Here is a 26,806-nt window from a genome sequence, read left to right as displayed (position 1 = left end):
CGGAGAATGGCAGCTCGCTGAGCGAGGGAGCGCAGCGACCGAGACGAAGCGTGCGGGGTTGTGGGCGGGTATCGGCCCTTCGTCTCGCTGCGCTCGCTCAGGGTCCTGGCCGAGGTGAGCGAAGAACCGGGCATTCCGGTGCGGGTACCCGGTCGGGTGTGACGGGCGCCTTGCTACCGCGGCGCAACCCCCTCGTACAGAAGGATCGATTCCGGCGGCAGCGGCCGGTCGTGCACGCGACGGTGGCGCACCTCGACGTCGGTGAACCCGGCCGCCCGCAGCGCGGGCAGCGGATCGCGGTCCTGGTGGCATCCGCCGCACCAGCGCTTCGTGAACGGCGTCGCCACATGCTGCAGCCCGCGCATCGTCGCGCTGTGCGGCGCGAGCACATGCTCGACCAGCAGGACCCGGCCGCCGGGCGTGAGCACGCGCCGCGCCTCCGCGACGGCGGTCTCGATATCCGTCACGGTGCACAGCACGTACGTCGCGACGACGGTGTCGACGGATGCCTCACCCAACGGCAGCTGCTCGGCCACGGCATCCATCGGCGACGCCTCGTGACCCCACTCGCGGGCGCGCCGCGCGAGTTCCGCACGCCGTTCGGCATCGGGTTCGAGGCCGTGCCACGCGATGTCGGGCCGGAACGCGCCGAAGTTCTCGCCGCGGCCGGCGCCGATCTCGAGCACACGCCCTCGTGCGCGGCCCATGAGCTCGCGCTCGAGGTCGTCCAGGGCGTCGTCGTCGATCATGAGAGGCTTGGCCATGCCTCCAGTCTGCGTGGACCGGGGCATCCAACGCCATGACAATTGTCATCGTCGCTCTGCTCCGCCTCTGGCGCCCGCGCATAGTTACCCCCTAGGCTCATGCCCGTGAGCACACCGCCGATTCCTCCTCAGCAGCCGCCCGTTCCGCCGCAGGGTCCGCCGGTCCCGCCGCCCGGCGGCTACGCGCAGGGGCCCCAGCCGATGAACCCGTCCGACGAGAAGCTCTGGGCGACGCTCGTGCACATCGGCGGCATCTTCTTCGAGTTCATCCCGGCACTGATCGGGTACCTCGTCCTGAAGGACCGCGGCCCGTTCATCAACGCGCACACCAAGACGGCGCTGAACTTCCAGCTCACGCTGCTGATCGCCTGGATCGTCGGCTGGATCACGGCGTTCATCTTCATCGGACTGCTCATCATGCTGGCCGCCTGGATCGTGAACATCGTGTTCTCGATCATCGCAGCCGTGAAGGCGAACAGGGGCGAGTACTACTCGTACCCGATGACGATCCCGTTCATCAAGTGAGGCCCGGCGGGGCGTCTGCCCCGCGCCGATAGAATCGAGGATGCCGCAGCTTTGCGGCATCCTCCTTTCTTTCCGACCATTGGAGCCACCATGGCCGAGCCGTCGCGCCTCGACAAAGTCATCGCCCTCGCCCGTCATCGCGGGTTCGTGTTCCAGGCTGGTGAGATCTACGGCGGCTCTCGCTCGGCGTGGGACTACGGCCCACTCGGCACCGAGCTGAAGGAGAACATCCGCAGGCAGTGGTGGCAGACGTTCGTCCGGGGACGCGGCGACATGGTCGGCTTGGACTCGTCGGTGATCCTGCCGAAGCGGGTGTGGGAGGCATCCGGGCACCTCACGACGTTCACCGATCCGCTGGTGGAGTGTCTGCAGTGCCACAAGCGGTTCCGTGCCGACACGCTCATCGAGGACTTCGAGGCGCGCAAGGGCCGCACGGCAGAGAACGGTCTCGCCGATGTGCCGTGCCCGAACTGCGGCACGAAGGGCCGGTACACCGAGCCGAAGGCGTTCTCGGGTCTGATGAAGACCTACCTGGGTGTGGTCGACGATGAGTCCGGACTGCAGTACCTGCGGCCCGAGACCGCGCAGGGCATCTTCATCAACTTCGCCAACGTCGTGCAGACCTCGCGCAAGAAGCCGCCGTTCGGCGTCGGGCAGGTCGGCAAGGCGTTCCGCAACGAGATCACCCCCGGCAACTTCATCTTCCGCACCCGCGAGTTCGAGCAGATGGAGATCGAGTACTTCGTCCCGCCGGCCGATGCCGGCCAGTGGTTCGAGCACTGGGTCGAGGAATGCTGGAACTGGTTCACCGACCTCGGCCTGGACCCCGACAACATGCGCCGCTTCGACGTGCCCGAAGAGGACCGCGCGCACTACTCGCACGCCACCATCGACCTGGAGTACCGCTTCGGCTTCATCGGCAAGGAGTGGGGCGAGCTGATGGGGGTGGCCGATCGCACCGACTTCGACCTGAAGAACCACACGGATGCCTCGGGCCAGTCGCTCACGTACTTCGATCAGGCCTCGGGCGAGAAGTATCTGCCGTATGTGATCGAGCCCTCGTTCGGCCTGACCCGGGCGATGATGGCGTTCCTGGTGGACGCCTACCGGGAAGAGGAGGCGCCCAACGCCAAGGGCGGCACCGACACCCGCACGGTCCTGAAGCTCGACCCGCGGCTGGCGCCGGTCAAGGTCGCCGTGCTGCCGCTGAGTCGCAACGAGAGGCTGTCGCCGATGGCGCGGCAGCTGGCCGCGACGCTGCGCGGCCACGGGTGGAACACCGACTTCGACGATGCGGGCGCCATCGGCCGTCGCTACCGTCGGCAGGACGAGGTCGGCACCCCGTTCTGCGTGACCGTCGATTTCGACTCACTCGACGACGACGCCGTCACGGTGCGCGATCGCGACAGCATGGCGCAGGAGCGCGTTCCGCTGACGGCGGTCGAGCAGTACCTCGCGGAGCGGCTGAAGGGCGCGTAGGGAGGAGTACCACCACCCGGGCGTCACCAGGGCGGCGGGTCGGCGTCGGTGACCTTCGCCGTCGGCGACACCCACCAGGTGGCCCCGCTATCGGGATCGGTGTGGGCTGCCACAGCGTCTCGGTCTTCACCACATGGTGATGTTCGCACAACGGCCCCGCGTTGTCGGCGGCGGTCTTCCCGCCGTGCTGCCACTCGGTCCTGTGGTCGATGTCGCAGTCCCGGGCGAGGCGACCGCAGCCCGGGAAGGCGCAGACCTTGTCGCGGATGCCCAACCAGCGGCGCAGGGCCTTCGGGATCCGGTATGTGGTGCGATCCACGTCCAGGACCGTGCCATCCACGGGGTGGGTGAGGATGCGCACCCACGAGGACGCATCCCCGGCGAGCCTCTTCGCCGTGTTCAGGTCGATGGGTCCGAATCCGTCCAGGATCGCCGGCTCATCCGACCGACCGAGCAGGGTCATCACCGGGACGGTGATCGCGACCGCCGGCCTTCCTGCGGCGGCACCGGTGGCGGCGCCGTCGACGGTGGCGCCGTTCAGGAGGGCGAGGGCCACGTCGGCACGAAGCTGCGCCAGGGTGCGGGTCTCGCCTTCCTGCTCGTGCAGGTGACGGGCGATCCGGTCGACGCGGGTGTCGGCAGCGTGGACGTCGGCGGCCGGGCCGTGGATCCCGAGGTCGGCCATTCCGTCCAGCTCGGGCCGCGTCCAGATGCGTCGGTCTTCGGCGGCCCGCTCGTGCCGGGCATCGATCGACTCGGATGCAAGCCGCTCGCGCAGCGCCCGCGCCCAGGTGCGGAACTTGCCCACCGGCAGCTTCTGCCCGGTGTCGGCGGCGCGCTGGTCGAACGTCGCCCAGGTCTCGGGGTCGTCGGCGGGGAGGGTGATCGCCAGGTCGGCGGCGGTGTCGGCGTTGCGCTCGTCCAGGAGTCCGTCGCAGAAGGCCGCCCAGGTGCGGGGGCAGCGTTCCTGCAGGATGCGGGCGGTGTCGGCCCGGGCCCGGATGGTGCGTTCGGAGACGTGCACCCGCACGGCCAGGTCGCACACCGCGGCCCGCTCGGCGAACTCGGCCCGGGATGCCCGCACCTGGGCGATCGCCCGATCCCGCGGGTCGCGCCAGGCCGGATCCCTCGTCGGGTCGGGACCGCACCACGCGTCGGGGTAGGCCATCGCGTCGGCGATCACGCGCGCGCACGCCGCGTACAGCTGTGCCGTCGCACCGCGCGCGACCTGCGCGGCGGCCTCGAAAGCGTCCACCTCGCGGTCGTGCACCGCCCCCGACGAGATCAGCTCATCACCCCAGTCCGAGCCGGGCTGGGCGGCGACATAGTCGTCGTATGCGGCCAGCGCGGCATCCTCGCCGACGAGGACGGGAGGGAACCATTCCTCCTGCCCGACCTCGATGCCTGCTCATCCTCCCAGAGTAGTGAGGGCGTACGACACTCGAACCGCTCTCGCGGATCAGCGACTGAGCAGCAGATGGCGACATTCTCTCCTGATCCCGATGTCTTTCCATACGATCTAGAGTAGAAGCAGGGTACGACGCTCGATGCGAGAGCGGGTCCGTCACCGTGGCGGCGCGGCCAGCTCCGGCATCCCGCGCACTAGGCTTCCCACATGAACCCCCGCGCCGACAGCGTCGACGGCGTCCTCCGCCGCAGCGCCGCCCGTACTCCCGCCCGCACCGCGCTGACCTTCGAGGACAGGGCCTGGACCTACCGCGACCTCGACGACGCGGTCTCGCGTGCCGCAGCCTGGCTGCTGGCGCGCGGTGCAGAGCGCGGTGATCGCGTCGCCGCCTACGGCACGAACTCGGACGCGTATCTGATCGGCTTCCTCGCCTGCGCCCGCGCAGGTCTCGTGCACGTGCCGATCAACTACGCGCTGCGCGGCGGCGAGCTGAAGTACCTGCTCGAGCTCTCGGGCGCGCGGCTCGTGCTCGTCGACCCGGCGCTGGCCGAGGCATCCGCCCCGGTATGCGCCGAGCTGGGGATCGATGAGGTCGTCCCGCTGCGCGACGGGGTGGGATCGCTGCTGGAGGCCGCGTCCGACGGCCCCGTTCCGTCGTTCGACGACGATGTGGACGGATCCGAACTCGTGCAGCTGCTGTTCACATCGGGCACGACATCCCGCCCCAAGGGCGCGATGATGAGCCACGGAGCGCTGGTGAGCGAGTACGTCTCGTGCCTGCTCGCGCTGGACTTCACCCCCGAGGACCGGCCGCTGATCTGCATGCCGCTGTACCACTCGGCCGCGATGCACGTGTTCATGCTCCCGTACCTGTCGATCGGCGCGACGATCACGCTCCTGGGCGCGCCGGTGGTGCCCGAGATCCTCGAGCGCGTCGAGTCCGAGCGCATCGGGTCGCTGTTCCTGGCCCCGACGGTGTGGGTGCCGCTGGCCAACCACCCCGATCTCGACACCCGCGACCTCTCGTCGCTGACGAAGGCGCAGTACGGAGCATCGATCATGCCGGTCACGGTGCTGCAGCGCCTGCGCGAGCGGTACCCCGACCTCGGCTTCTACAACTGCTTCGGCCAGTCCGAGGTCGCGCCGCTGGCGACCGTGCTGCGTCCGGAAGAGCACGACGAGCGCCCCGCATCGTGCGGCCGGCCGGTGTTCTTCGTGGCGGCACGGGTGGTGGATGCCGAGGGCCGGGATGTCGCGGCCGACGAGCCGGGAGAGGTGCTGTACCGCTCGCCGCAGCTGTGTGACGGGTACTGGAACGACCCGGACGCGACGGCCGAGGCGTTCCGCGACGGCTGGTTCCACTCCGGCGACCTCGCGACGCGCGACGCGCAGGGCTTCATCACCGTCGTCGACCGGATCAAGGACGTCATCAACACCGGCGGCATCCTGGTCGCCTCGCGCGAGGTCGAAGACGCGCTGTACACGCACGAGGCCGTCGCGGAGGTCGCCGTGGTCGGCATGCCCGACGAGCGCTGGATCGAGGCGATCACCGCGTTCGTCGTGCGCCGTGACGGTGCCGACGTGCGGCCCGAGGAGCTCATCGCGCATGTGAAGGGGATGATCGCGCCGTTCAAGGTGCCCAAGCGCGTCGAGTTCGTCGACGAGCTGCCGCGGAACCAGAGCGGCAAGCTGCTCAAGCGCGAGCTGCGCGCGCGGGGCTGAGGGCGCGGGCGGTCGTTGCCGTCAGCGCAGGATCGCCGTGACCGTCGCGAGCCGGGCGAGCACCTCGTGGCTGATCGAGCCGAGCAGCGCAGTCGTGCGATCGCGCCCCGCCCGTGGCTGCCGACCACCGCGAGGCGGGCGTTCTCGGCGAGGCCGGTGATCACCGTCGACGGGTACCCGCACTCCACCTGCTCAATGATCTGAAGGTCCGGATGCTCGGCCCGCACCTCGACCAGTGCGTTGCGGAGGATCTCGGCCGTGACATCCTGCATGCCGTCCAGGTACGGCTCGGGATACCCGCTGATCGGCCCCGGGATCGGCATCGGCGTCCACACGCTGACCGCGGCCAGCGGCTCGCCGAGCCGGGATGCCTCGGCAGCGGCGAACCGCACGGCGTCGGCCGAGACATCCGATCCGTCCGTGCCGACCACCACGCCCGAGCGTCCGTCCACGTCGATGTCGGGGACCACCACGACCGGGCAGTGCGCGGCCGCCGTGATCCGGATGCCGTGCGCGCCCCGCGGCTGCGCATCCGGCCCGCCGAAGTCGCTGCCGATGACGAGCAGACCGGCCTCGGCGGATGCCTCGACGAGCACCGCGACCGGATTGCCGCGTTCGACCCGGGTCGTCACCGACGCCCCGGCGGTCTGCGCACGCTCGGCGTGCTGCTGCAGCATCCGTGCCGCCGCCTCGTGCGCGCCCTCCACGATGCTGTCTTCGCCGACCGAGCCGACGGCCCCGCCGACGATCGTCAGCAGCTCGAGCTCCTGGCCGAGCGCCGCGGCGCGGCGTGCCGCCCAGTCGACGGTGCGCACGGCCACCGGAGCGGCCGCGACCCCCACCACGATCTTCTCGCCCATGGCACTGACCTCCCTGTGCTCACAGGCTAGGGCACCGCGGCGTCCGGAGCGAGGGGTGGCAGCTGGATGCCCGCCGTCAGCCCGGCTGCTTCGCCGCTTTCGCGGAGGCCTTCATCTCGCGTTTGAACTCGCGGACCCGCGTCAGCGACTCGGGGCTCGTGATGTCGGCGACGCTGCGGTGCGATCCGTCCTCGCTGTACGGGACGGATGCCTCGCGCCATCCATCGCCGTCGAAGCCGCATTGCTTGCCCAGCAGGGCCAGGAAGATCTTGGCCTTCTGCTCGCCGAAGCCGGGCAGCGCCCGCAGCCGTGCGTAGACCTCGGCGCCGGTGGGTGCGTCGCGCGTCCAGATCGCACTCGCGTCACCGTCCCAGTCCTGCTCGATCCGCTGGCACAGCGACTGGACCCGCGCCGCCATCGACCCCGGATACCGGTGGATCGCCGGTGTCTGCCGGAACGCCTCGACGAGCGACTCGGGATCGGCGTCGGCGATGGTGGCGGCATCCACTGCCCCGATGCGCTCGCGCAGCTTGAGCGGCCCCGAGAACGCGGTCTCCATCGCGACCTGCTGATCCAGCAGCATCCCGATCAGCAGGGCCAGCGGGTTGTCCGTGAGCAGTTCGTCGGCGGCCGGATCGGCCGTGATGTGCAGCGCCATGACCCCAGTGTGGCAACTTCTCGCCTGGATCGGAACGGATGCCGCCTGTGGGGTGGGCTTTGCGGGTAGGCCATGGCCGGCCGTTCGGTCGTCACGAACTGTGACTTCGGGATGCTGTCAGCTGCAATTCGTGACGACCGAGCGCCGGGGCCGTTTCTCAGTCGTCACGAACTGCGGCCGGTGACGCTGTCGGTGACAGTTCGTGACGACTGAGCGCCCTGAGGGGCGGCCTGTGGATAACTTCATCGTGGCTTCCGCGACTTGTGCCAGCGTGGCGTCATGGCACGCGGTGAGCTCCCTCCCGGCTTGGGCGCCGCATTCGGCGTCGGGGCGGCGCTCCGCGCCGGAGTGGCTGACTCGCGACTACGCGCCGACGACCTGCATCGCCCCTTCCACGGCGTGCGGTCGGTGCTCGGCGCTCAACTGATCGTCGACGAGGATGAAGACGCGAAACGCGCATATCCCCGCACAGCCGAGGTGCGGCGGGTGCACGAGCGTGCTGCGCAGTACGCGCCCGTCATGTCGACGTCGGCATTCTTCTGCGGACTGAGCGCAAGCTGTGCTGTGGGACGCTCCCGTCCCACGCGGCCTGCTCGCCGCCGATCGGGATCCCGAGCAGCCTCGTCCGGCGTTCGATCCGGACGTCCTCGAGGTGGGCGTGTTCTGGCCGGACCGCGCGCCGCGCGGAGCCGGGATCCGGGGCCATGCGATCCGGCCCGGTCTCGTCTGGACAGTGACTCATCCTGTCTCGGGACTGCGACTCACCTCACCGGCGTCGACCTGGGCGATGCTCGCAGGACAGCTGCCGCATCCATATGACCTCGTCGCGATCGCCGACCACTTCGTGCGCGTGCAGCGCCCGCCGCACTCTCGGTCCTGGGAGGACGTCCCGCCTCCCTCGGCGACGATCGATCAGCTCGCCGCAGCGGTTCATGCCGGGCGGCGACGGGGGATCACCGAACTCCGTGACGCTCTGGCTCGGGTGCGGACGGGTGCAGCATCCCGGACCGAGACGTGGACCCGCCTCACCCTCGTCGATGCCGGCCTGCCCGAGCCCGTCCTCGACCACGACGTCTTCGACAGCCATGGCCGGTTCGTCGCTCGCGTCGACATGGCGTATCCGGAGTGGAAGATCGCCATCGAATATGACGGGACACATCACAACGATGGCCAGCAATGGGAGCACGACGTCGACCGTCTGGCGCGCCTCGAAGATGAGGGATGGCGCGTTATTCGGGTGACGCGGACCCTGCTGTTCGCACATCCGGCGACCATGATCGCGCGTGTCCGTGCGGCGATCGCGCAGCGCACGCGGTGATTCCGGGCCGCTGCGGGCTGCCATTCGGTCGTCACGATCTGAGGGCTGCGGATGCCGCAGGTCGCAGTTCGTGACGACCGAAGCACCGCCGCAGCTCAATCGGCGCGCACGAGCAGCTCGCCGACCTCGCAGTCCAGCGCTCGGCGAACTCCGTGACGCTATGCCGACGGCGAACACCGCCGAGAAGCATCCGCCCTCTCGTTACGCTCGATGCAAGGCGCCAGAGGTGAGCGCCCGGAGGAGTCAGAGATGTTCGAGAGATTCACCGACCGTGCCCGTCGTGTGGTTGTGCTCGCCCAAGAAGAGGCGAAGATGCTCAACCACAACTACATCGGCACCGAGCACATCCTCCTGGGGCTGATCCACGAGGGGGAGGGCGTCGCTGCCAAGGCGCTCGAGTCGCTCGGCATCTCCCTGGATGCCGTGCGCGAGCAGGTGCAGGACATCATCGGCCAGGGTCAGCAAGCCGACCGGCCACATCCCGTTCACGCCGCGCGCCAAGAAGGTGCTCGAGCTGTCGCTGCGCGAGGCGCTCGCAGCTGGGCCACAACTACATCGGCACCGAGCACATCCTGCTCGGCCTCATCCGCGAGGGCGAGGGTGTCGCCGCCCAGGTGCTGGTCAAGCTCGGCGCCGACCTGAACAAGGTGCGTCAGCAGGTCATCCAGCTGCTGAGCGGCTACCAGGGCAAGGAGCCGGCCGCCGTCTCGGGCGCCGCGCACGATCCCGGCGCCACCGCGCAGGGCGGATCGCAGGTGCTCGATCAGTTCGGCCGCAACCTCACCCAGGCTGCCCGCGACAACAAGCTCGACCCGGTGATCGGGCGCGAGAAGGAGATCGAGCGGGTCATGCAGATCCTCTCCCGCCGCTCCAAGAACAACCCGGTCCTGATCGGCGAGCCCGGCGTCGGCAAGACCGCCGTGGTCGAGGGTCTGGCCCAGGCGATCGTGAAGGGCGACGTGCCCGAGACGCTGAAGGACAAGCAGCTCTACTCGCTCGACCTCGGCTCGCTGATCGCCGGCTCGCGCTACCGCGGTGACTTCGAGGAGCGGCTGAAGAAGGTCACCAAGGAGATCCGCACCCGCGGCGACATCATCGTGTTCATCGACGAGATCCACACGCTCGTCGGCGCCGGTGCCGCCGAGGGCGCGATCGACGCGGCATCCATCCTGAAGCCCCTGCTGGCCCGCGGGAAGCTGCAGACGATCGGTGCGACCACGCTGGACGAGTACCGCAAGCACTTCGAGAAGGATGCTGCGCTCGAGCGCCGCTTCCAGCCGATCCAGGTCGCCGAGCCGACGCTGCCGCACACCATCAACATCCTGAAGGGACTGCGCGACCGGTACGAGGCGCACCACAAGGTGCAGATCACCGACGGCGCGCTCGTGGCCGCCGCGAACCTCGCCGACCGGTACGTGGCCGACCGCTTCCTGCCGGACAAGGCCATCGACCTGATCGACGAGGCCGGCGCCCGCCTGCGCCTGTCGATCCTGTCCAGCCCGCCCGAGCTTGCGCGAACTCGACGACAAGATCGCCGACGTGCGCACGCACAAGGAGGCCGCCAGCGAGGATCAGGACTTCGAGAAGGCCGCCTCGCTGCGTGACGAGGAGAAGTCGCTGCTCGCCGAGCGCCTCCGCCTGGAGAAGCAGTGGCGCAGCGGGGATGTCGCGACCCACGCGGTCGTGGACGAGGGCCTGATCGCCGAGGTGCTCGCCCAGGCCACCGGCATCCCGGTGTTCAAGCTCACCGAGGAGGAGAGCTCGCGCCTGGTCTTCATGGAGAAGGCGCTGCACCAGCGGGTCATCGGCCAGGACGAGGCGATCGCCGCGCTCTCGCGCACGATCCGCCGCCAGCGCGCCGGGCTGAAGGACCCGAAGCGCCCCTCCGGCTCGTTCATCTTCGCCGGCCCCACCGGCGTCGGCAAGACCGAGCTGGCCAAGGCGCTCGCCGAGTTCCTGTTCGACGACGAGGGCGCGCTGATCTCGCTGGACATGAGCGAGTTCGGCGAGAAGCACACCGTCTCGCGGCTGTTCGGCGCCCCTCCGGGATTCGTCGGATTCGAAGAGGGCGGCCAGCTCACCGAGAAGGTGCGCCGCAAGCCGTTCTCGGTGGTGCTGTTCGACGAGATCGAGAAGGCACACCCCGACATCTTCAACTCGCTCCTGCAGATCCTGGAGGAAGGTCGTCTGACCGACGGCCAGGGTCGGGTGATCGACTTCAAGAACACGGTGATCATCATGACGACGAACCTCGGCTCGTCGGCGATCGCCGGGGGACCGGTGGGCTTCCAGGTCGAGGGTGACACCACGACCACCTACGAGCGGATGAAGGGGAAGGTCAACGAGGAGCTGAAGCGTCACTTCAAGCCCGAGTTCCTGAACCGCGTCGACGACATCATCGTGTTCCCGCAGCTGGACAAGATGGAGCTGCGGCAGATCGTCGGCCTGTTCGTCAAGCAGCTGGACGAGCGCCTGCTCGACCGCGACATGACGGTGGAGCTGACCGACGCCGCCAAGGACAAGCTGATCGAGGTCGGATTCGACCCCGCGCTGGGTGCCCGCCCGCTGCGCCGCGCCATGCAGCGCGAGATCGAGGACCAGCTGTCCGAGCGGATCCTGCACGGCGAGCTCAACACCGGCGACCACATCAAGGTGGACGTCGAGGACGGCGAGTTCGCGTTCGAGCACGGTCCCCGCGGCGAGCGCATCGCGGTCGGCGTCGGTGCGCAGAACCAGATCGAGGCGACGCCGGACATCATCGCCGGCGCGTAGCGATCATCACGACGAAGAGCGGATGCCGCGCGGCATCCGCTCTTCGTCGTCAAGGCGCTTGCGCCTAGGGTGCGGTGATCCCCGCCGATGTGCGGGCCGGCGCGCGGCGCGGTCGGGGTGCCGGCTTGGGCGCCCCGAGCGTGCGCTCGAAGCCCTGCGGGATCCAGAGGTCGGCACGGCCGAGCTCGCCGATCGAGGAGTGTCCGAGCCCGAGCACGGCGGAGTCCAGGCCCATCCGCATCAGGTCGAGGACGTTCTCGACCCCGGTCTGGCCGTTCGCGGCCAGACCCCACAGGTAGGCGCGGCCGATCATGACGGCCCGGGCACCGAGCGCGAGCGCCTTGGCGACGTCGCCGCCACGGCGGACCCCGCCGTCCAGCAGCACCTCGAGCTGGTCGCCGACCGCGTCCGCGACCGGGCCGAGACAGCGGATCGTGGCCGGCGTGGTGTCGAGGTTGTTGCCCCCGTGGTTGGAGACAGAGATGGCGTTCGCTCCGATGTCGACGGCGCGCTTGGCGTCATCGACCCGGGTGATGCCCTTGAGGAGGAACGGGCCGCCCCACTCCTTGCGCAGCCACGCCACGTCCTCCCAGCTCGGCGGCGGCGTCTGCATCCACTCGCCGTACGCGCCGAAGAAGGTGGGCGCCTCGCCGCCCGGCGGCTGCAGGTTGGGCACGCTCAGATCCGGGATGCCGTGCTTGGCCCATTCCATCAGCCACTTCGGGCGGATGATGCCCTCCGGCGCGAACTGGACCATCGCCTTCAGATCCATCTTGTCCGGGATCGAGGGGCTTGCCCAGTCGCGGCCGACCGAGAACGACCAATCCAGCGTGGCGATCAGCGCCTTGGCGCCTGCCTCCCGCGCCCGGTCCATGCGCTGGATCATCGACTCCTTCGAGCCGGTCCAGTACATCTGGAAGAACGTGTTCGGATTGGCCTCGACGACCTCTTCCACCGGCTTGCTGGCGAACGAGCTCAGCCCCATGATCGTGCCGCGTGCCGCCGCGGCACGCGCGACCGCGACCTCACCGTCGGGGTGCACGGCCTGCACCCCGGTCGGCGAGATCAACACCGGCAGCGAGATCGGGATGCCGAGGACGGTCGTGGACAGGTCACGTTCGGGCTGGTGGCCGGCCACATGAGGCGCGAACTCCAGCTCAGCGAACGCGTCGGTGTTGTCGGCGGGGGTCTTGCCGCGCTCCGATCCGGCCACCAGTGCGGCGTAGACGGACGGCGGCAGCCGCCGTTTGGCCCGGCGCTGGGCCTCCAGCACGGTCTCGAACCACGGGTTCTGCTTCCACGGCCAGTACATATGCGATCCTCTCTGCGCGGAGCGCGGGCTCAGAAGGTGTGAGCGCCCTGGTCGATGCTCAGGTGCTCGGCGGTGATCAGACGGGCGTCGTCGGAGGCGAGGAACGCGACGGCGTTGGCGATGTCCTCCGGTTCGGCGGCCCAGATCGGCAGGAACGGGGTGCCCATCGCATTCAGCGCCGGGTTCGTCTCGCCGGCCTTCGTGATCGCCTCGACCATGTTGCCGGAGCCCATCGGCGTGTTCACGCCGCCGGGGTGGACGCTGTTGACCCGGATGCTGTGCGGACCGAGTTCGGCTTGCGAACGCGCGGGTCATTCCCGTCACGGCGTGCTTGCTCGCCGTGTAGTGCACCATGAAGGGCTTGCATCTTCTTGCCCGCGTATGAGCTGGTCAGGATGATGGATCCGCCGCGTCCGCCGTCGATGATGTGGTGCGCGCCGGCCATGACGGTATTCCAGACGCCGACCACGTTGGTGTCGATGGTGACCCGGAAGGTTTCGGGTGTGATGGTGTCCCAGGCCTCGGGGATGCAGATGCCGGCGTTCGCGACGATGACGTCGAGCCGTCCGAACTCGGCCACGCCCCTATCCGCCGCCGCGCGCAGCGCGTCGATGTCGCGGACGTCGGCGATCGCGGCGACGATGCGTCGATCCAGCGCCTCGACCTGGCGCACTGTCTCGTCGAGGTCGGCCGGAGTGGGGGAGTCGTAGGGAACGTGGTCGAGATGGCCGGCGAGGTCGACGGCGATGATGTCGGCGCCCTCCTGGGCCAGGCGGACCGCGTGCGCGCGACCCTGGCCGCGTGCGGCTCCGGTGATGAAGGCGACTTTGCCTTCGAGGCGTCCTGTCATGATGACCTCCGTGTCATTGGATGATGCGTCGTCGCATCCCGCACAGTCTATTGGCACTGAGTGTCATATAGAAGGGCATTTCGGATTTCATGTGCGGAACATCTGGCCGAGCGCGGGTGCGACATCGCGGTACCCGTGGATGATGCGGCAGGTGCCCCGACCGCGTGCCGAAAGCTCGCGCCCGAGCTGCACGTCCTGCTCACCACTGGCATCCAGCAGCACATCCAGGCGCGGGAGACGCGCGGCGAGAGGGCGTGGGTCCGGTCCGGCGTTGTGTACGCAGTCCGACAGCAGCACCACCCGCGCATCGCGCGCCGGCACCCGTGCGAGCTTGCGTCGCGGCCAGCTCGAGCGGGAACGCCACGTTCGTCAGTCCGCGCGCCGGCAGGCGCAGGATGTCATCCAGCAGCGCCGTCGGCGAGACGGGCGCACCGAGCGGGAGGAGGATCGCGGCGTCGGACCAGAACGCGATCACGCCGAGAGCGTCGTGCTCGCAGCTGTGCCGAGAGCGCACCCACCGTGGCAGCGAGCCGTCTTGATCCGCTCACCGCGCATCGACCCGGAGACATCCACCAGCAGCACGACCGAGCGCTTCGTGCGCAGGCGCTCGCGAACGATGATGTCCTCATCGTCGGGGACGGGCCGTTCGGCGAGCACCTCGATCGTGCGGTCCAGGTCGATCTCGTCCGAGGTGCCCCGGTAGGGGATGCTGTCCAGCTCGCCGATGCCGCGACGTGCGGTGACGTCGTGGCGAGCGTGGGCCACCGACAATCGGGTCGCGATCTGCTGCGCGATCTCACGCACGACCGGGTCGGGGGTGCGCCGTCGGCGGGAAGCGGCACGACCGTGCCGACCTCGTCGGTCTCGGCGCGCGCCTGCCCGCGCGGCGCCGCGACCGTCCTCGCGCCTCGACCGGTGCGCGTGGCGCGCAGGACGAGGCCGCCCTCATCGCCGCTCACCTCGAATGCGGTCGGGGCGGCGTCCAACTCCTTCGGCCGGCGCCGCAGCGGCGTGCCCGGGGTGCGCGTGCCGCGCCCGCCGCGGCGCAAGCGGCGAGTCGGCCGCGATCTCCCTTCAGCCGGGCGCGGCCTGGTGCGGCTCCAGGATGAATCGGTCCTCCCAGATCTCCCGCAGCACCTGCTCCGGGGTGGTCTCGGCCGCCTCATCCAGGTGGATCCGCCCCGACAGTGCCACGATCATCGCATCGAAGACCAGTTCCGGGTAGTCCGCGGCATCCGGCTCATCCACCCCGCGCAGCCGGGCGAGTCGGGTCGCCACCAGCACCGTGTCGATGGCACCGCGGACGCTCGAGCCCTGCCGCACGTCGTCGTGTTCGCGCGTGGCGCGCGTGAGAGCGACCGCATCACGGATCAGGCGCTCGCCGAGCGGGTCGGACACCCCGGAGCGCAATGCGACGATGCGCTCCTCGGCATCTGCGTCCTGATAGCCCACGGCGAGCCGGTTCAGCCGATCGTGCACGCTCGTGGACAGGCGCGTGGTCCCGACGTTGTCGTACGGGTTCATCGACGCGATCACGCGGAACGTGGGCTCGGCGCGGATCCGGCCGACCCGCGGCACCGCGATCGACCGGTCGGCCATCGCCGTCAGCAGCGTGTTCAAGGTGTCCTCCGGTGCACGGTTGAACTCTTCGATGTAGAGGAAGCCGCCCTGCTGCATGGCCTCCACGAGCGGGCCCGGCACGAAGTTGTCGGCGGAGTAGTCCTCGCGCAGCACGCGGGCCGGGTTGTGATGGCCGACCAGCTTCGACGGGGTGAGGTCGGCATTGCCCTCCACGAACAGGAGCGGGATGCCCCACTCCGAGGTGATCGCGGACAGGATCGTCGTCTTGCTGGTGCCGGGCGGACCTTCCAGCACGATGTCGCGGCCGGCATCGACGGCCGCGAGCGTGAGTTCGAGCTCACGCTCCCGGCCGACGATGCGGGCGGCGATCCGCTTCCGGCTCTCGGCGAGCTTGCGCCGGATCGCCGCCGCTCACTTGATCGCCGCGCCCGCGTCCACCGGCAGGGCGACGCCGGTGACATAGCGTGCCTCGTCGGAGGCGAGCCACAGCAGCGCGTTGGAGATGTCCACGGCCTCCACCCAGGGGATGGGCAGCGCGTTCATCGCCTGGGAGACCGGAAGGAACTCCTCCAGGGTGCCCTCCTCCTTGCCGACGAACAGGCCGTACACCCGCGGGTTCTTGATCATCGGCGTATCCACCTGGGTGGGATGGATGCTGTTGACCCGGATCATGTCCGGCGCCAGCTCGAGTGCCAGCGTGCGCATCAGACCCACTACACCGTGCTTGGCCGAGACGTAGTGGGCGATGTTCGGGAACGCGAACAGGCCCGCATCCGAGCTCGTCAGCACGATCGCCCCGCCGCGACCACCGGCCTTCAGGTGCGGGATGGCGGCCTTGGCCGTGTGCCACACGCCGGTGAGGTTCGTGGCGATCATGTTCTGCCACATGTCCTCGCCGAGCTCGTCGGCCGGTGCCATCTGCGTGGAGATGCCCGCGTTGGCCGAGACGATGTCGAGGCGGCCGAGCTGGGCCACCCCGTCATCGACGGCCTGCTTGAGCCCCGCGTAGTCGCGCACATCGGCCTTGGTGGCGACGATCCGCCGGTCCAGCGCCTCGACCTGGCTCACCGTCTCGGCGAGATCCTCCTCGGTCGCCCGCGCATACGGGGCGCCTGGGATGTCCTCGAGAAGATCGACCGCGATGATGTCGGCCCCCTCCTGCGCCAGCCGGATGGCGTGGCTGCGACCCTGGCCGCGCGCCGCTCCGGTGATGAAAGCGACCTTGCCTTCTACTCTTCCCATGATCGGGATCCTTCCTTCGTGGGCGACACCGTCACTTGACGGGGTCGGGGTTGTATCCGGGCTGCAGCAGGTGGCCGGCATCCACCGGCACCGAGATGCCGGTGACGGCGGCGGCCAGATCGGAGTTCAGCCAGAGCGCGGCGTCAGCGATCCGCTTGCGGCGAGAGGAAGCCGGCGCCCTTCAGCGCGTGGAACGAGTAGCCCGCTTCGAGCATGTCGGCCTCGGTGCCCTCGCCGGCCGGCTTGCCCGACATCATGTCCCATGCGCCCTGCCAGCTGGTCATCGGAGTGAGGATCGCGCCCGGGTGCACGGAGTTCACCCGGATGCCGTGTCGGGCATACTCCAGCGCGAGGGTCTTCATGATCCCGACCACGCCGAACTTCGCCGCGCAGTAGTGCACGTAGTTGACGCCCGGCTCGAGGCCGTTGATCGAGGACGTCATCACGATCGAACCGCTGCCGCGCTCCATCATGTGCGGCAGCACCGCCTTGGCGGACTTCCAGACGCCAGTGAGGTTCACCGCGATCATGTCATCCCACATCTCGTCGGTCAGCTCGTGCGCCGGGGCGAGTGAGAAGATGCCGGCGTTGGCGATCAGCACGTCGATCTTGCCGAGTGCGGCGATCCCCTCGGCGACGGCGTGGTCCAGGTCGGCCTGCTTGCGCACATCGCCGACGACCGGCACGATCCGGCGGTCGAGGGCTTCGACCTGCCTGCACCGTCTCGTCGAAGTCGGCCTGCTGTGCCATCGGGTAGGCGACCGATCCGATCTGGTCGAGCGTGTCGACGATCACGACATCTGCGCCCTCCCGTGCGCTGGTGACGGCGTGCGCGCGGCCCTGACCGCGCGAGCCGCCCGTGACGAGCACGACCTTTCCATCGAGAAGTCCCATCGTGGGTTCCTTTCTGTCTGCGGGCGCGCCGAATCGGCGCCCCTCGTGACGCACCTCGCCCCGACACCCGGGTGTCGCGGGTGCCACAGACGGCGGAGCTCAGCGGGGGTCGATGCGTTCGCCCTCCTCGTGACGCCCGACGCCGGTCGGCGTGGATGTCGGGATCAGCGCGCGGTCCGCAGGCAGGCCGCGCAGGACTGGGTCTACGATTTTCTGATCAGACCGGAGCGCTTCGCCGGCCAAGGTCTCCCTTTCCATGCGATGCTCCTTCCGCGGATATCTGTCGTCGTCGACGGATCTCGCTGTTGGGGACGATAGTAGTGACACCGAGTGCCGATTGGAAGAGCTCGTGGATGAGAATCTGGCGGAGAGCGCCTCTGGAGCCGCTGATCGGCGGTCCCGCGGCGGCCGATCGCCGTCGACATCGCGCGACGAGCTGAGCCATATCGCCCTGGAGCTGTTCCTGGCGAACGGCTTCGACGAGACCACGGTCGATGAGATCGCCCGCGCCGCCAGGATCGGTCGGAGAACGTTCTTCCGCTACTACGCATCCAAGAACGACCTGGCCTGGGCAGCTTCGACGAACTCCTCGCGAAGATGGCCGCCCACCTCGACGCGCTCGGCGACTCCGTCGCGCTCATGGACGCGCTGCACGAAGCCGTCATCGAGTTCAATCGGTTTCCAGAGGAGGAGATCCCGTTCCACCGCGAGCGGATGCGCCTGATCCTGACGGTGCCGAGCCTGATCGCGCACTCCTCGCTGCGCTACGCGGACTGGCGGCAGGTCGTTGTCGACTACGCCGCGCGGCGCCTGGGCGAGTCGCCCGACGCCTTCCGTCCGCGTGCGATCGGCTGGACATGTCTGGGCATGTGCCTCGCCTCGTACGAGCAGTGGCTGGCCGGGGACGACGAAGATCTCCTCGCCCGCATCGACGAGGCGTTCGGCTGGTTCACCATGCGGGGCACGGCGCTGAGCGACTGACGCCGGCCCAGCCCGGCACCGCCCCGTCCTCCCGGGTCGCCGGGCGGGTCGGTCGTAGGCTGGGCGAGTGACCGAGATCGTCATCCGCCCCGCCCGCACCGCCGACGTCCAGGCGATCCACGGGCTGCTGGCCCCCTTGGTGGATCGGCGCATCCTGCTCGGCAAGGAGCTGGTGTCGCTGTTCGAGGCGGTGCAGGAGTTCGTGGTCGCCGAGCATGACGGCGCGGTGATCGGATGCGGCGCCCTGCACGTGATCTGGCGCGACATCGGCGAGGTGCGCACCCTGCTGGTGCGCGAGGACCGGCTCCATGAGGGGATCGGCGGTCGGATCGTCGAGGTGCTGGAGGCCCGGGCGATCGAGCTCGGACTGTCGCGGCTGTTCTGCCTCACCTTCGAGGTGTCGTTCTTCACCCGGCACGGCTTCACGCCGATCGGCGAGCAGATCGTCGATCCGGACGTGTACGCCCAGCTGCTGCGCAGCCCGGATGCCGGTGTCGCCGAGTTCCTCGACCTCGCGCACGTCAAGCCCAACACCCTGGGGAACACGCGCATGATCAAGCTGCTGTGAGCGCGCTCCTCCCGCTGTGATCGACCTGGGCCCGGGCGCGCCCTCCCGGTGCGGGGGCGGCCGGCGACTTACCCTGACACCGTGAGCACACCCCACCGCCGTCACTCGCCCGCCGTCTATCGGCGCCGGCGCCTCCTGGTGCTGCTCGTGCTGCTGGTCATCGTGGTGGCCGTGGTGTGGGTGCTGATCGCGCAGCCATGGCGGGGGAGCGCAGAGCAGGGGAACAAGGATGCCGCGACCCAGTCGGCAGACCCGCTGCTGCCGTCGGTGCAGAACACCAGCGGGGCCACACCGTCGGCGACGCCGACCGGCACCCGGGGAGTGCGTCGCCGACGCCGGGTGCGACCTCGAGCGCGAAGGCGAGCGCCGGACCGGCGGCATCCGCCAAGCCCTGCAGCGCGAACGACGTCGCCGTGACCGCCGTCACCGACAAGAGCAGCTATGCGTCCGGGCAGGACCCGAAACTGTCGATCCAGCTGACCAACACCGGATCGGCCGCCTGCACCCTGAATGTCGGCACGAGCGCGCAGACATTCGCGATCACCAGCGGCAGCGACACCTGGTGGCAGTCCACCGACTGTCAGACCGAGCCGAGCGACATGGTGGTGCTGCTGAAGGCCGGCCAGAAGGTCGCCAGCGCCACGCCGATCACCTGGGACCGCACCCGATCATCGGTGGCGACCTGCGAGGCGAAGAACCGGCCGAAGGCGCCCGGTGGCGGTGCGACCTATCACCTGACCGTCTCGATCGGCGGGATCGAATCGATCGACGACGCCCTCTTCCAGCTGTACTGATCTGCGGCAACGCTGCGGAGAGCTGTCCCCAAAAGGGGGACAGCGGCTGGAATCGGATTTCCCTTACACTGTAGGCATACGTTGCGCATAGGCGCGGTGGAGCTGTCCCCAGCAGCTGAACGGCTCGTCCCCAGCGAGTCCCCGACCGCCGTTGCAGCGTGCGGGCCCTCTCGTGTCGTCCAGTCCCCAATGAGCGACTCGAGGGGGCCCTTTTCCGTCCCGACTACGCTGGAGTCGTGGCATCCGGCAAGAAGCGTCCCCCCAAGCCCCTCGACTTCCGCAACACCCCGCTGGCCGACGCGCTGCAGACGCAGGACATGGCGGCGGTGGCCTTCGCCCTCCGGCACGGGCCGACCGTCGTGCCGCTGATGCGGCCCGGCGCACCGGACGACCCACGCGACTCGGGCGAGGTGTGGACGTATCGCGACCCGGAGTCGGGGGATGTGGCGCTGCTGCTCTTCAGCGACGCGACGCACAAGCCGGCCACCCTGCCGCCGGCGGTCGGGCTGCACTCGCCGGCCTGGCTGCGGGCGTTCCTGGCGGCCCACGGCGACGAGATCACGACGGTGTTCTTCGACATCGCCGGACCGCATCCGATGCAGGCGTCGCCGGACGACCTCATCGCGGCGCTGGACGCCTGACAGCCGGCACCAACCAGCCTCCTGCCGCCGGCCCACGACTCAGAACTCGGGGACATCGTCGTTCGCGGATGTCGGAGCCATCGCGGTCGCGGCGACCATGTTCAGCGCGCGGGCGATGGACTGGGCGCCGTCGTCGATCACCGTGCGGTAGCCGAGCCGGCCGGCCTCGCCCCGGCGCTGCGCGGACTGGGTGACCGGTCGGATCTCGCCGGACAGGCTCAGCTCGCCCACCGCGGCGACGTCGTGCCGCACCGCCTGGTCGCGCAGCGCGGTCGCGATCGCGATCGCGATGGCCAGGTCGGCGGCGGGCTCGACGAGCCGCACCCCGCCGACCGTGGACACGTACACGTCCTGCTTGGACAGGTCCACGCCGGTCCGCTTCTGCAGCAGGGCGAGGATCATGGCGACACGGGCGCCGTCCACCCCGCTGACGACGCGGCGCGGGTTCGGCGCAGCGGTGGGCACCGTGAGCGCCTGCACCTCGACCGGCAGCGCGCGCCGCCCCTCGAGCGCGATCGTCACGCACGTGCCGGCGACGGGCTTGCCGCTGCCCAGGAACAGCCGGCTGGGGTCGGGCACCTCTTCGATGCCGGCGCCGGTCATGTCGAAGCATCCCACCTCGTCGGTGGGGCCGAACCGGTTCTTCAGCGTGCGCAGGAAGCGCAAGCGCGGTCTGGCGGTCGCCTTCGAAGTGGCACACCACGTCGACCAGGTGCTCGAGGATGCGCGGCCCGGCAATCGAGCCGTCCTTGGTCACATGGCCGACGATGATGATCGGCAGCGCGCGGTCCTTCGCGACGCGGATGAGCGTCGCGGCCACTTCGCGCACCTGACTCGGGTGGCCGGCCAGTCCGTCCGACAGGGACGACGAGACCGTCTGCACCGAGTCGACGATGAGCAGCTCGGGCTCGACCTCGTCGACATGGCCGAGGATGGTGGCCAGGTCGGTCTCGGCCGCCAGGAACAGCTCGTCGTGCAACGCGCCCGTCCGCTCCGCCCGCAGGCGCACCTGCGCGGTGGACTCCTCGCCGCTGGCGTAGAGCACGCGTCGCCCCGCGCGAGCGGACTGCGCGGCCACCTCGAGCAGCAGCGTCGACTTGCCCACGCCGGGCTCGCCGGACAGCAGGATCGCCGCGCCGGGGACCACGCCGCCGCCCAGCACCCGGTCGAACTCGCCCACGCCGCTCGTGCGTCGCGGGGTCGAGGCGGTGTCGATCATCGTGATGGGGCGTGCCCGGCGCCCGGCCGCGGGGCGGCTGCGGTGATGCGGCGCGCCGCCAGGCCGGTGGATTCGGATGCCTCGACCACCGTGCCCCACTGCTGGCACTCGCCGCACCGGCCGACCCACTTCAGCGTCGTCCACCCGCACTCCGTGCAAGCGATACGGGGAGCCGGTGGGTTGCTTGGTGGCCATGCGTCCAGGCTAGGCCGGGCCGGCGACATCCGATGTCAGCGCAGGGCGTCGGCCGCCTCGCGCAGCGCGCCTGCGGAGCGTGCGAACAGCTCGCGCTCGCGGTCCGAGAAAGATGTCTCGCGGATCGGCACCGCGCCGGAGGCGCTCACGATCGAGGGCACCGACAGCGCCACTCCGCTCACGCCCTGCACGCCGTCGAGCACCGTCGAGACCGGCATGAGCGCGTGCTCGTCGTTCAGGATCGCCTCCACGATCCGTGCGCTGGACAGCCCGATCGCATAGTTGGTCGCGCCCTTGCCGCGGATGACCGTGTATGCGGCATCCCGCACGTCGTCGGCGATCTCGGCCAGCTCGCCCTCGGTGAACGGGTCGGCGTCGGCGGGTCGCCAGTCCAGGATCGGCACCGAGCCGATCGTCGCCTGCGACCACAGCGGGAACTGCGTGTCACCGTGCTCGCCGACGATGTGCGCGTGCACGCTGGCGGTCGACACGCCGGCGCGCCGGGCCAGCGGCCATCGCAGGCGGGACGTGTCCAGCACCGTGCCGGACGCGAAGATCCGCTCGGGGGAAGGCCGGTCGCCTCCTGCGCGAGCACGGTCAGCACGTCGCACGGATTGGTGACGATGACGTAGATCGCGTTCGGGGCGACCTCGAGCAAGCTGCGGCATCATCGTGGCGAGGATGCGGGCGTTCACCGCGGCCAGGTCCATCCGCGTCTGGCCCGGATCCTGCTTCGCCCCGGCCGTGATCACCACCACGTGCGACCCCTCGACCACCGAGATGTCGCTGCCGCCGACGATGTCACTCGAGCCGGTGAACTGGGTGCCGTGCGCGAGGTCGAGCACCTCGGCCTCGGCCCGCTCGCGCGCGATGTCGTACAGCGCGATGTGCCGCGCGGATCCGCGGATGAGCGCGGCATAGGCGGTGCTGGATCCGACGCTGCCGGCGCCGACGACCGTCAGCTTGGAGTTCTCGATCACGCTCATGGCACCAGTGTGGCATTCTTGACCTATTCGCAGCGCTGATGCGAGGCCTCGCGCCCCTGGAGGGCACTGGCTGCGACTCCCCGTCCATCCCGGGAGTCGCCTGGCTCCCGGTCTTCCGAAGGAGCATCATGACCCAGCCGCAGGGCGCCCACCTGGTCGGCAGCGTCAACTACGACGACGCCGAGACCACCATTCGCCGGGCCGCCGGCATCCTCGGCCCCCACCTGAAGCGCATTCCCGATGGGGAATGCGGGCCGCGCTTCCACTGGATCATGTTCCAGCCCGACATCCTCGGGCAGGCGGAGGGGATCGAGCGCGTCGGTGCAGAGCGCATCCCACTGCGGATGCTGGATGCCCGCCCGCTGCGCATCGCAGACGGCGTCGACCCGGCATCGCTCGGCTTGCCGCCGCTGGGGTACGCGTCGGCGGCGGTCGACTCGTACGCGATCTTCACCCGGCTGCGGGACGAGGGCGTCGTGCCGGCGGGCACGCGCTTCCAGGTGTCGCTGCCCACGCCGCTGGCCGTCGTCGGGGCGTTCTTCCCGGCCGAGCAGCGCGCCGGCATCGAGCCGGTGTACCGGGCGGCGATGTACCGCGAGCTCGATGAGATCCTCGGGACGATCCCGCATGAGGACCTCGCGATCCAATGGGACAACGCGGTGGAATTCGGGATGATCGAGGGCGTCAGCGCCGCCCCGTGGTGGGACGGCGACGTGTGGGGCGGTCTGACGTCGCGCTCGGCCGAGCAGGCCGACCGGGTCCCGGACGATGTCGAGGTCGGATTCCACCTCTGCTACGGCGACGTGGCCGAGAAGCACTTCGTCGAACCGACCGACGCGGGCAGCCTCGTGCGCTTCGCGAACGCGCTGGTGGCGGCATCCGCTCGGCGCATCGACTGGATCCACCTGCCCGTGCCGATCGAGCGCGATGACGACGCGTACTATGCGCCGCTGGCCGGCCTGGAGCTCGGCGACACCGAGCTGTACCTGGGCCTGGTGCACCGGGAGGACGGCGCCGAGGGTGCCATCCGCAGGATCGCCGCCGCCCGGCGGCACGTCACGACGTTCGGGGTGGCCACGGAGTGCGGCATCGGCCGCGCCCCCGAGGGCACCACCGAGGGGATCCTGCGCATGCACGCCGAGGTCGCCGCCGCCTGGTGAGAGGGGCGGGCGCTCGGATTGGCGAGCGCGGCTTCGTCACGTACACTTGACGGCGGTGACGTGTCCGAGCGGCCGAAGGTGCAACTCTCGAAAAGTTGTGTAGGGTAACCCCCTACCGTGGGTTCAAATCCCACCGTCACCGCCACTTTCGAATCCCGTTTCAGTCTGTTTCGATCAGCTGAGACGGGATTCGTTCCGTTTCGGTCCGGTTCGATCGGCGTCGATCCACAATCGCCCGTCGGTCGTGGGGGTGGGCTGAGGTAGCTTCGCGTGATGGATGGCGACGCGCGCGCATGGAGCATCGAGTACGAGGGCGCGGACTTCGAGCGCCTCTTCTCGAAACTCGGCGGCTACGAGCAGGCGTGCTCACCGCCGCGATCAGCCACGTGCTGAAGGTCCACGGGATCGACATCTGCCGGGCGAGTGGGGGAAGCCTCTTGGTGACGGGTTGAGCAGAGTTGGACCGCTGACGAACGACGTGTTCATGATGCGGCTGTGCGCGTGTTCCAGATTGAGATGGCGGCCCGCACCGAGCTCGGCGAGCAACTCCGCACCGCACGTACCGCAAAGTCGCTGAGTCAGCCGGCGCTGGCGGCCGTCACCGGTATCCAGCAGTCAGAGATCAGCCGTATCGAATCGGGCGCCGCGAACCCCACTGTGGCGACCATCAGCAGACTCGCGGATGCGCGTGAACTCAAGTTGTCCCTGACTCCTCAACACTGACCACGTGCGAGAGATTGAGTTGCGCGAATCCGCGTGGAACCGGGGTTCGAGATCGGGATACATCTCGGGTGCATGGGTTCAATTCCCACCGTCACCGCCACAATGAATCCCCCGCCATCCCTTCTGAGGCAACACGTGGCCCGAGCGTCACCTATGGATGTGGCGCAGCTTTTCCAACGCAGGCCGGCGGTCGCGGCAACACACGCGATGGCCGAGCGTCGCGAGGGCCGAACCAGCTCCCCGTCGAAGGGCTGCAGGACCAGTGACCCGGTCGGAATCTCATTCAGCGTCAGCGGTAACGCGGCGGTAACGGAACAACTGTGGAACGGCGGGGGAGACTAAGCGTCCTCCTCGCCGGCTTCGAGCTCTTCAGTCGCTTGAGCTTGCTCCAGGGCGTGAGGGCGATCCACGCAATCGACGCGATCGCGCCGCCCATGATCATCGACGCGATATCCATGCCCTCGACGCTACAAGGCGTGAGGGTTCCTGCACATCCCCCTCGCGACGGATGCCCGAGACATCACGTTCGCGTTCGGCATCCGCATGCATCATGACCGACGGCTTCACATCGTCCGGCCAGACGCGGGCTGCTCGTCGGCGGCCGACCTTGCCTGAGTTCGCGTCCCAGCAATCGTCCCGGCATTCCCTAGCGGGTTCCGCCGCGCCGCTCGGCGAGGTATTCGGCCGGCATTCCCGGGCCGATGCTTACGGTGATCTCCTCTGCGGGGACAACGCCGCATTTCTCGCATACGGCGACCGCGTGCACCGCGCCGGCGTCGCACGCGGTGTGTCGGTAGAGGATCGGCGGTTCGATGGGTGATGCCCACGAATCGCCCCACTCGGTGAGGGCTATCAGCGCGACAGCCAGTGCGTGACCCTTTGCGGTGAGGATGTAGTCGACGGAACCCTCGCGCTCCATGATGCCGCTGTCTACGAACGACGCCAGTCGCGCTGTGAGCACGTTGGTTGCGATCCCGAGGTTGTGCTGAAAGTCGCCGAAGCGGGTCACTCGAGCGAAGAGCGCGTCGCGGATGATGAGCAGGCTCCACCGCTCGCCGACGAGCTCGAGTGATCGCGCGATCGAACACACCTGGGTGTCGTATGTCTTGCCCAACATGGCTCGACTCTATCACTTGCGTGATGCAAGCGCCTTGGGTTACGGTGACTTGCATCACACAAGTTCACCCCGCCTTCCATTCGTGAGAGGCACGTAGAGGAGCAGACAGATGACCGCGAACTTCACGACCACGATCACAGTGAATGCCACGCCGCGAGAAGCGTTCGACGCGATCAATGACGTCGCCGGATGGTGGGGACGGATCACCGGTTCGACCGCCGCAGTCGGCGACGAGTTCGTCTACCTCGTCCCCGGTGTGCACTACAGCGGATTCCGAGTCACCGAGATCGCCCCCGAGCGGCGGGTCGCGTGGCTCGTCACCGGCAGCTACCTCGACTTCATCGCTGACAAGCAGGAGTGGACCGGGACCACCGTCCGATTCGACATCGATGAGACCGATGGTGGAACGCGGATCATCTTCACGCACGAGGGCCTCAAGCCCCAGGATGAGTGCTACGAGGTCTGCTCGAACGCGTGGACCATGTTCGTGAACGGCAGCCTCACGCAGTTCATCGAGACCGGAGTGGGCGCGCCGCACAGGTTCGATGGCGACGAGACGCTCACCGCCGCCGACCAGGTGCAAGCTCCATCGCGAGGCGGCTGAGGCGGCCGGACTCGCACGCAGCACGCAGAGGGATGTCGGCGCGCGCTCTTAGTCTTTGGCGATGGACGCCGCGGACATCCTCAGCACACTCATGCAGGCCATCGATGAGCGCCGGTGGGACGCGCTGGGCGAGTACCTGCACCCGGACTTCGTCTGTCGCTACGTGCACACCGGCGAGAACCTCGACCGGGACTCGTGGGTTCGACTGAACGCCGAGTATCCAGGCTTCGACCGGCTGCGCGTCGAGGAGCTGGTCGGCGGCGGTGATGCAGCCGCTTGCCGATCACACGTCACCGGCCACGGCGCAAGCGGTACGGACCACTTCGAGTGCGCCACGTTCGTGCACCTCCGGGACGGACTCATCCATCGGATGACCGAGGTCTGGACCGATGTCGGCCAGACGCGTAGCCGACCGCGGACAGGGCCACAGTGA

Annotated in this window: 25 protein-coding genes, 1 tRNA gene and 6 pseudogenes; 16 read left to right on the top strand and 16 right to left on the bottom strand. The window is 69.2% G+C overall.

What is annotated here, in order from left to right:
* Positions 1 to 173: 173 nt before the first annotated feature.
* Positions 174 to 764 (bottom strand): class I SAM-dependent methyltransferase, encoded by a 591-nt coding sequence (locus L2X98_RS06810; RefSeq protein WP_259612758.1) that lies wholly within the window; start codon positions 762 to 764, stop codon positions 174 to 176.
* A 105-nt stretch (positions 765 to 869) separates the two neighbouring features.
* Here L2X98_RS06810 and L2X98_RS06805 point away from each other — a divergent pair, with 105 nt between their 5' ends.
* Together L2X98_RS06805 and L2X98_RS06800 are read left to right on the top strand one after the other, a co-directional pair.
* Positions 870 to 1,289, top strand: a complete 420-nt coding sequence (locus L2X98_RS06805) for a DUF4870 domain-containing protein (RefSeq protein ID WP_435526255.1) — start codon at positions 870 to 872, stop codon at positions 1,287 to 1,289.
* A 90-nt stretch (positions 1,290 to 1,379) separates the two neighbouring features.
* On the top strand, positions 1,380 to 2,768 hold the full coding sequence (locus L2X98_RS06800; RefSeq protein ID WP_259612756.1) for a glycine--tRNA ligase: 1,389 nt from the start codon (positions 1,380 to 1,382) through the stop codon (positions 2,766 to 2,768).
* On the opposite strand, the gene L2X98_RS06795 is transcribed toward L2X98_RS06800, so the two are convergent.
* Positions 2,677 to 4,023, bottom strand: coding sequence for an HNH endonuclease signature motif containing protein (locus L2X98_RS06795; RefSeq protein ID WP_259612755.1), 1,347 nt, complete (start codon positions 4,021 to 4,023; stop codon positions 2,677 to 2,679). The two genes, L2X98_RS06800 and L2X98_RS06795, sit on opposite strands and share 92 nt — an antisense overlap.
* A gap of 360 nt (positions 4,024 to 4,383) precedes the next feature.
* Here L2X98_RS06795 and L2X98_RS06790 point away from each other — a divergent pair, with 360 nt between their 5' ends.
* Positions 4,384 to 5,898 carry a fatty acyl-CoA synthetase gene (locus L2X98_RS06790; protein WP_259612754.1) on the top strand — a complete coding sequence of 505 codons (1,515 nt, stop codon included), beginning with the start codon at positions 4,384 to 4,386 and terminating at the stop codon, positions 5,896 to 5,898.
* Positions 5,899 to 6,047: 149 nt separating this feature from the next.
* Here L2X98_RS06790 and L2X98_RS06785 read toward each other — a convergent pair.
* Positions 6,048 to 6,758 (bottom strand): annotated as a pseudogene (locus L2X98_RS06785) (universal stress protein); the annotation flags it as partial.
* Between the two features lie 76 nt (positions 6,759 to 6,834).
* Positions 6,835 to 7,416, bottom strand: a complete 582-nt coding sequence (locus L2X98_RS06780) for an HhH-GPD-type base excision DNA repair protein (protein WP_259612753.1) — start codon at positions 7,414 to 7,416, stop codon at positions 6,835 to 6,837.
* A gap of 559 nt (positions 7,417 to 7,975) precedes the next feature.
* Here L2X98_RS06780 and L2X98_RS06775 point away from each other — a divergent pair.
* Positions 7,976 to 8,734, top strand: coding sequence for an endonuclease domain-containing protein (locus L2X98_RS06775; RefSeq protein WP_259612752.1), 759 nt, complete (start codon positions 7,976 to 7,978; stop codon positions 8,732 to 8,734).
* Between the two features lie 249 nt (positions 8,735 to 8,983).
* Positions 8,984 to 11,506 (top strand): annotated as a pseudogene (locus L2X98_RS06770) (ATP-dependent Clp protease ATP-binding subunit).
* A 64-nt stretch (positions 11,507 to 11,570) separates the two neighbouring features.
* Here the strand turns inward: L2X98_RS06770 and mftD are convergent.
* The 9 genes and pseudogenes from mftD to L2X98_RS06725 form a co-directional block, all read right to left on the bottom strand.
* Positions 11,571 to 12,818 (bottom strand): pre-mycofactocin synthase MftD, encoded by a 1,248-nt coding sequence (gene mftD, locus L2X98_RS06765; protein WP_259612751.1) that lies wholly within the window; start codon positions 12,816 to 12,818, stop codon positions 11,571 to 11,573.
* 29 nt (positions 12,819 to 12,847) lie between these two features.
* Entirely contained in the window at positions 12,848 to 13,063 is a 216-nt protein-coding gene (locus tag L2X98_RS06760; protein ID WP_259612750.1) for an SDR family oxidoreductase, read from the bottom strand.
* On the bottom strand, positions 13,060 to 13,668 hold the full coding sequence (locus tag L2X98_RS06755; protein ID WP_259612749.1) for an SDR family NAD(P)-dependent oxidoreductase: 609 nt from the start codon (positions 13,666 to 13,668) through the stop codon (positions 13,060 to 13,062). Before L2X98_RS06755 ends, L2X98_RS06760 begins: the two co-directional genes overlap by 4 nt.
* A gap of 199 nt (positions 13,669 to 13,867) precedes the next feature.
* On the bottom strand, positions 13,868 to 14,143 hold the full coding sequence (locus L2X98_RS06750; protein WP_259612748.1) for a hypothetical protein: 276 nt from the start codon (positions 14,141 to 14,143) through the stop codon (positions 13,868 to 13,870).
* A complete protein-coding gene (locus L2X98_RS06745) occupies positions 14,140 to 14,472 on the bottom strand; it encodes a vWA domain-containing protein (RefSeq protein WP_259612747.1) in 333 nt (110 codons plus the stop codon). The genes L2X98_RS06750 and L2X98_RS06745 overlap by 4 nt, the downstream gene beginning before the upstream one ends.
* A gap of 270 nt (positions 14,473 to 14,742) precedes the next feature.
* The gene (locus tag L2X98_RS06740) at positions 14,743 to 15,543 is read right to left on the bottom strand and encodes an AAA family ATPase (protein ID WP_259612746.1); all 801 of its coding nucleotides are present in this window, start codon (positions 15,541 to 15,543) and stop codon (positions 14,743 to 14,745) included.
* 117 nt (positions 15,544 to 15,660) lie between these two features.
* A complete protein-coding gene (locus L2X98_RS06735; protein WP_259612745.1) occupies positions 15,661 to 16,491 on the bottom strand; it encodes a mycofactocin-coupled SDR family oxidoreductase in 831 nt (276 codons plus the stop codon).
* A gap of 143 nt (positions 16,492 to 16,634) precedes the next feature.
* A pseudogene (locus L2X98_RS06730) lies at positions 16,635 to 17,225 on the bottom strand (SDR family NAD(P)-dependent oxidoreductase); the annotation flags it as partial.
* 259 nt (positions 17,226 to 17,484) lie between these two features.
* The gene (locus tag L2X98_RS06725; RefSeq protein ID WP_259612744.1) at positions 17,485 to 17,643 is read right to left on the bottom strand and encodes a hypothetical protein; all 159 of its coding nucleotides are present in this window, start codon (positions 17,641 to 17,643) and stop codon (positions 17,485 to 17,487) included.
* On the opposite strand from L2X98_RS06725, the pseudogene L2X98_RS20350 reads away from it, so the two are divergent.
* The 6 genes and pseudogenes from L2X98_RS20350 to L2X98_RS06695 all read left to right on the top strand — a co-directional run.
* Positions 17,642 to 17,941, top strand: a pseudogene (locus L2X98_RS20350) (TetR family transcriptional regulator); the annotation flags it as partial. The gene L2X98_RS06725 and the pseudogene L2X98_RS20350 sit on opposite strands and share 2 nt — an antisense overlap.
* A gap of 41 nt (positions 17,942 to 17,982) precedes the next feature.
* Positions 17,983 to 18,366: an acyl-CoA-like ligand-binding transcription factor gene (locus L2X98_RS06715; protein ID WP_290427318.1), complete on the top strand. Its 384-nt coding sequence runs from the start codon at positions 17,983 to 17,985 to the stop codon at positions 18,364 to 18,366.
* A 67-nt stretch (positions 18,367 to 18,433) separates the two neighbouring features.
* Complete coding sequence (locus L2X98_RS06710; protein WP_259612742.1) at positions 18,434 to 18,934, top strand: amino-acid N-acetyltransferase; 501 nt, start codon at positions 18,434 to 18,436, stop codon at positions 18,932 to 18,934.
* 81 nt (positions 18,935 to 19,015) lie between these two features.
* Complete coding sequence (locus tag L2X98_RS06705; protein ID WP_259612741.1) at positions 19,016 to 19,351, top strand: hypothetical protein; 336 nt, start codon at positions 19,016 to 19,018, stop codon at positions 19,349 to 19,351.
* Positions 19,348 to 19,728 (top strand): hypothetical protein, encoded by a 381-nt coding sequence (locus L2X98_RS06700; protein ID WP_259612740.1) that lies wholly within the window; start codon positions 19,348 to 19,350, stop codon positions 19,726 to 19,728. Before L2X98_RS06705 ends, L2X98_RS06700 begins: the two co-directional genes overlap by 4 nt.
* Positions 19,729 to 19,964: 236 nt before the next feature.
* The gene (locus L2X98_RS06695) at positions 19,965 to 20,369 is read left to right on the top strand and encodes a dehydrogenase (RefSeq protein ID WP_259612739.1); all 405 of its coding nucleotides are present in this window, start codon (positions 19,965 to 19,967) and stop codon (positions 20,367 to 20,369) included.
* Positions 20,370 to 20,408: 39 nt separating this feature from the next.
* On the opposite strand, the pseudogene radA reads toward L2X98_RS06695, so the two are convergent.
* Together radA and L2X98_RS06685 are read right to left on the bottom strand one after the other, a co-directional pair.
* Positions 20,409 to 21,812, bottom strand: a pseudogene (gene radA / locus L2X98_RS06690) (DNA repair protein RadA).
* Positions 21,813 to 21,818: 6 nt separating this feature from the next.
* Positions 21,819 to 22,769 (bottom strand): annotated as a pseudogene (locus L2X98_RS06685) (L-lactate dehydrogenase).
* Between the two features lie 128 nt (positions 22,770 to 22,897).
* On the opposite strand from L2X98_RS06685, the gene L2X98_RS06680 reads away from it, so the two are divergent.
* The 3 genes from L2X98_RS06680 (at position 22,898) to L2X98_RS06670 (ending at position 24,652) form a co-directional block, all read left to right on the top strand.
* On the top strand, positions 22,898 to 23,929 hold the full coding sequence (locus tag L2X98_RS06680; RefSeq protein ID WP_259612738.1) for a hypothetical protein: 1,032 nt from the start codon (positions 22,898 to 22,900) through the stop codon (positions 23,927 to 23,929).
* A 54-nt stretch (positions 23,930 to 23,983) separates the two neighbouring features.
* A tRNA-Ser gene (locus tag L2X98_RS06675) sits at positions 23,984 to 24,074 on the top strand.
* Between the two features lie 350 nt (positions 24,075 to 24,424).
* Entirely contained in the window at positions 24,425 to 24,652 is a 228-nt protein-coding gene (locus tag L2X98_RS06670; protein ID WP_259612737.1) for a helix-turn-helix domain-containing protein, read from the top strand.
* 646 nt (positions 24,653 to 25,298) lie between these two features.
* On the opposite strand, the gene L2X98_RS06665 is transcribed toward L2X98_RS06670, so the two are convergent.
* Entirely contained in the window at positions 25,299 to 25,742 is a 444-nt protein-coding gene (locus L2X98_RS06665) for a winged helix-turn-helix transcriptional regulator (RefSeq protein WP_259612736.1), read from the bottom strand.
* Positions 25,743 to 25,878: 136 nt separating this feature from the next.
* Here L2X98_RS06665 and L2X98_RS06660 point away from each other — a divergent pair, with 136 nt between their 5' ends.
* Both L2X98_RS06660 and L2X98_RS06655 read left to right on the top strand, forming a co-directional pair.
* On the top strand, positions 25,879 to 26,373 hold the full coding sequence (locus tag L2X98_RS06660; protein ID WP_259612735.1) for an SRPBCC family protein: 495 nt from the start codon (positions 25,879 to 25,881) through the stop codon (positions 26,371 to 26,373).
* Positions 26,374 to 26,434: 61 nt separating this feature from the next.
* A complete protein-coding gene (locus L2X98_RS06655) occupies positions 26,435 to 26,806 on the top strand; it encodes a nuclear transport factor 2 family protein (RefSeq protein ID WP_259612734.1) in 372 nt (123 codons plus the stop codon).

The organism is Microbacterium elymi (assembly GCF_021582895.2).
Classification (GTDB): Bacteria; Actinomycetota; Actinomycetes; order Actinomycetales; family Microbacteriaceae; genus Microbacterium; species Microbacterium humicola.
This window is presented reverse-complemented; position numbering and strand designations above follow the sequence as displayed.